This is a genomic window from Spirillospora sp. NPDC049652, from assembly GCF_040675125.1.
GTDB lineage: Bacteria > Actinomycetota > Actinomycetes > Streptosporangiales > Streptosporangiaceae > Spirillospora.
The window spans coordinates 1-4,387 of sequence record NZ_JBFAOF010000623.1 but is presented as its reverse complement, the minus strand read 5'-3'; the positions used below and the strand labels follow the sequence as shown (position 1 = coordinate 4,387).

At 71.4% G+C, this 4,387-nt stretch carries 5 protein-coding genes; 2 read left to right on the top strand and 3 right to left on the bottom strand.

The window, feature by feature from the left end:
• On the bottom strand, positions 1-257 hold a 257-nt coding region (locus tag AB0J52_RS29315; protein ID WP_500185771.1), incomplete at its 3' end, for a hypothetical protein.
• 220 nt (positions 258-477) lie between these two features.
• Here AB0J52_RS29315 and AB0J52_RS29310 point away from each other — a divergent pair.
• A complete protein-coding gene (locus AB0J52_RS29310) occupies positions 478-1,221 on the top strand; it encodes a hypothetical protein (RefSeq protein WP_500185770.1) in 744 nt (247 codons plus the stop codon).
• A 40-nt stretch (positions 1,222-1,261) separates the two neighbouring features.
• Here the strand turns inward: AB0J52_RS29310 and AB0J52_RS29305 are convergent, their stop codons facing one another.
• The gene (locus AB0J52_RS29305) at positions 1,262-2,596 is read right to left on the bottom strand and encodes a GH1 family beta-glucosidase (protein WP_500185769.1); all 1,335 of its coding nucleotides are present in this window, start codon (positions 2,594-2,596) and stop codon (positions 1,262-1,264) included.
• 77 nt (positions 2,597-2,673) lie between these two features.
• On the opposite strand from AB0J52_RS29305, the gene AB0J52_RS29300 reads away from it, so the two are divergent.
• A complete protein-coding gene (locus AB0J52_RS29300; RefSeq protein ID WP_500185768.1) occupies positions 2,674-3,294 on the top strand; it encodes a TetR/AcrR family transcriptional regulator in 621 nt (206 codons plus the stop codon).
• A gap of 51 nt (positions 3,295-3,345) precedes the next feature.
• On the opposite strand, the gene AB0J52_RS29295 is transcribed toward AB0J52_RS29300, so the two are convergent.
• Positions 3,346-4,387: MFS transporter (locus tag AB0J52_RS29295; protein WP_500185767.1), on the bottom strand; the 1,042-nt coding region annotated here is incomplete at its 5' end.

The window sequence follows — 4,387 nt, the reverse complement described above, 5'->3', positions numbered from 1 at the left end:
CGGGCCTTGCTGAAGTTGCCGGTCGCGTAGACCGTGTCGCCCACCGTCGCCATGCTCCAGACGACGCCGTCGACCTGCCAGGTCGGCAGCGGGTCGGCGCTCATCGTCGCGGGCGTCCCGCTCGCCGGCGCGGTGTCGGCGGCCGCCGTCCCGACCGCGACCAACGGCGCCCCCAGCAACGCGGCGCCCGAGGTGAGCGCGGCACCGGAACGCCTGATCCGGTGGATGGACGAGTCTGGACGCGTGTGAACCCTCACGAATCTTCCTTAAGCCCCGGAGCCTCGGCGGCAGCTCAAACCGCCACGAACAGGGCGAGATCGTAAGTCAGGTCTCCTTAAGAGCTCCTGAAGAGAGCATGTGGAGTGCCCTAGGGGACCGCCGACCGGGTTGACGTGCACGGGGACCGCCGGTGAGAGTGCTCTTCGGCCCCTCCGTTCGCAGGCCGGCCGCCCTCTTCCCTTTCACGGTGATCGACTCATGCCCAGCTCCACCCCGTCCCCTCGCCACCGGGCGGAATCGCCGCGCCGTCCGGCCGCCCCGCACCGGCGACTCCCCGGACGGCACGCGCTGCCGCTCTGGGCGGGTGTCGGCGGACGCCAAGAGCCGACTCCGCCCACGGCCGCTCCAACGCCGGCCGACGACTCGCCCCCGCCCTCCCGCACCAGCCCGCGCCCCTCGGCCGGAGCACGCGGTGCGCGCATCCTGGTCAAGCCACGCCTCGCAGCCATCGGGCTCCTCGTGCCCCTGGCCGGGCTGGGCATCGCCTGGACGATCACCCCCGACAGCGCCCCGCGCGGCGGCGCGCTGACGCCGAACCACCCGGTCCAGCCCGAGGAACCGGGCACTCAACCGCCGTCAGTTCAGTTGAAAGCGATGGTCGTTCCGTCGACACGGTCCATCGCCCCCGCCCCACACCGGTCGAAGAACGCGGAGACGCGTCCCCGGCCTCCTGCCCAGGGCGGTCCCTCCGGCGGCAGCAAGGGCAGAGGCCGAGACGGCCGCAACGTGCGGGTGGTCATCGTCCGATCCGGACGGGTCGTGCTGGAGCTGAGTCCGGCAGGTGCACGCCTCGTCTCGGCATCGCCGAATCCAGGTGTGCGCAGCCAGGTCTGGCACCAGACGACCTGGCTGCGCGTGGAACTGACCGATGGCACCCACGGCTCCTCGGTCATCGCATCCTGGAACGGCCACCCACCCCTGATCCAGACCTACGAGTACTGACCCGCCCTCGGCGACATGCCTGCGGCGGGGCGCGCGTGGCTCAGGTGCGGTGGGCCTTGATGAGGTCGCGGTACCAGGCGAAGGAGGCCTTCGGAGTGCGGACCTGGGTGTCGTGGTCGACATGGACGAGGCCGAAGCGCTGGTGGAAGCCCTCGGCCCATTCGAAGTTGTCCATCAGCGTCCAGGTGAAGTAGCCGCGCACGTCCACGCCCTGGGCCACGGCGGCGTCGACGGCCCGCAGGTGGGTGTCCAGGTAGTCGATGCGGTCGGTGTCGGGGACGGTGCCGTCCTCGGTGACGACGTCGTTCACCGAGCAGCCGTTCTCGGTGATGTGGACCGGGGGGAGCGCGGGGTAGCGCTCCTTCAGCAGGACGAGGAGTTCGCGGAGGCCGTCGGGGACCACGGGCCAGTCGAAGGCGGTGCGGCGGTAGCCGTCGATCGGTGCCTCCTCGAACGGGAGGCCCTCGGCCGTGGGGGCCTGGATGCGTGTGGGGTTGTAGTAGTTGACGCCGAGGGCGTCCAGGGGAGCGGAGATCAGTTCGAGGTCGCCGTCCTGGACGGAGCCGCCGAGGGCGGCGTCGACGCCGAAGGCGGACAGGTCGGGGTAGGCCCCGGTGAAGAGGGGGTCGGCGAACAGGCGGTTGTGCAGGCTGTCGTAGGCCTCGGCGGCCGCGAGGTCGGCGGGCGACTGCGAGGCGGGCCAGACCGGGGTGCAGTTGTTGGCGATCATCACCTGGAGGCCGCGCTCACGCAGTTCCCGCAGCGCGAGCCCGTGCCCCAGCAGCTGGTGGTGGGCGACCGGCAGGCAGTCGACCATCAGCGCGCGGCCCGGCGCGTGGGTGCCGAGGCCGTAGCCCCAGACCATGTGGATGAACGGCTCGTTCAGCGTGATCCAGTTCGTCACGCGGTCGCCCAGCCTGGCCGCCGCGATGGCGGCGTACTCGGCGAAGCGGTACGCGGTGTCGCGGTTCAGCCAGCCGCCGTCGTCCTCCAGGCCCTGGGGGAGGTCCCAGTGGAACAGCGTGGGGAAGGGTTCGACACCGCGCGCGAGCAGGCCGTCCACCAGGCGGTCGTAGAAGTCCAGGCCTTTGGGGTTGACCTCGCCGCGGCCGGTCGGCTGGACGCGGGGCCAGGCGATCGAGAAGCGGTAGCCGGTGAGCCCGGCCTCGGCCATCAGCGCGAGGTCCTCCTCGTACCGGTGGTAGTGGTCGCAGGCGACGTCACCGGTGTGCCCGTCGCGGATCACACCGGGCCGTGCGGTGAAGGTGTCCCACACCGACGGGCCGCGGCCGTCCTCCTTGGTGGCGCCCTCGATCTGGTAGGACGCCGTCGAGGCGCCCCAGACGAAGTCCGCGGGCAGATGGTTCAGGGTCATGCCTGTCCTCCAGATATGAGGTTCACTCGTAGTGACGGGAGCGATGGAATGATGGGCGGGTGAATCAGGAGCGCACCGTGGGGGCCCAGCGCCGCCGGCCCGTCCAGAAGCGCAGCGTCGAGCGCTTCGAGCGGCTGCTGGACGCCTGCGCCGAAGTGCTGGAGGAGGTCGGCCTGGTCGCGCTGACCACCAAGGAGGTCGCCCGCCGCGCCGAGGTGCCCATCGGCACCCTGTACCAGTTCTTCTCCGACAAGGAAGGGCTGCTCGGCGCGCTCGCCGCCCGCAACCTGGAGCTGTTCGTCGAACGGGTCGCGGGCCGGCTGGAACGCGAACGGCCCGGGGACATCCCGGCCGCGGTGGACGTGGCCGTCGACGAGTTCGTCGCCATGCGCCGGACGGTCCCCGGCTTCAACGTCATCGACTTCGGCGCCGCCGGCCAGGACCACGCCCTCGATCCGACCCTGGACAACAACACCGCCGTCGCCGGACGGCTCCGCGAACTGGCCACGTCCCTGGTCGGCATCCGGGACGACGCCGAACTGGAGATCGCGCTGCGGGTGGCGCTGGAATGCGCGGACAGCGTGCTGAACCTGGCCTTCCGGACCGACCCGCAGGGCGACCCCCAGCTGATCGCCGAGTGCAAACGCGTTCTCAACAGCTACCTCGACGATCGGATCCGGTCACTGCGGACGGGCTGACGGCCGGCCACGCCAGTCGGCCACGCCGGCCGGCCCTGCCGCCGGCCCGGGTCAGCGGACACCCTTGACCTTCCACACCAGGGCCGCCCCGCCCACCGACATCGCGGCCGAGCTCAGGAACAGCGCCGGATAGCCCCCCAGATCGCCGATCAGGAGCGAGGCGATCGGAGGGACGAGGACGTAGGGAAGCGACCCCATCAGGTTGCCGAGCGCCATGTCCTTGCTCCGGTCCTCGGAGGCGGGGAGCACCTCGGTGACCAGCGCCGTGTCGACCGCCAGGTACACCCCGTAGCCCAGGCCGAGGATGACGGCCGCCACCAGCGTCATCGTCCAGGTCGGGGACAGGGCCAGCGGGACCGCCGCGACGCCCATCGTCAGCCCGCCGAGGAACGCCGGCAGGCGGCGCCTGCCGAGCTTGTCCGACAGCCACCCGCCGATGATCACCATGGCGACGGTCGAGACCGCGTTGATGCCGATCACGATGAGCAGCCCGTCCTCGCTCGACCGGCCCGGGAACAACCGCTCGTAGTGCAGGACGTCGTCCAGGAAGTAGGGCAGGTAGAGGGTGCCGAGCCCGTAGCCGAGCGACATGACGAAGCGGGAGACCAGCGCCCAGACGAAGTCCGGGTCGTCCTTCAGGCTGACGCGGTAGCCCCGCAGGAAGATTCTCAGCGAGAACGGCTCGCGACCGCCCCTGGGCAGCGGTGTGTCCCTCACCCAGAACCCGAACAGCAGGACGGTCAGCGGGAACGCGGCCATCACCAGGTAACCGGCCTCGAACCCGCTGACGAGCCCGATCAGCACCCCGCCGAGGATCAGCGCGCCCGCCAGGGGGACCATCGCCCATCCCAGCACGACGCCGCGCTGCGCGGCCGGAACCTGGTCGGGCACGACCGCGTTCAGGCCCGCGCCCATCACCATGATGCTCACCGACAGCAGGAACGACCCGAACGCGACCCCGGCGACCGTGTGCTGCGCGCCGCTGAACAGCAGCGTGCCGATGCAGGCGAACGCGCCCCCGACCATCCAGGGACGGCGGCGGCCGAACCGGCCGGAGGTCCGGTCGCAGAGCGCGCCGGCCAGCGGCGCCAGG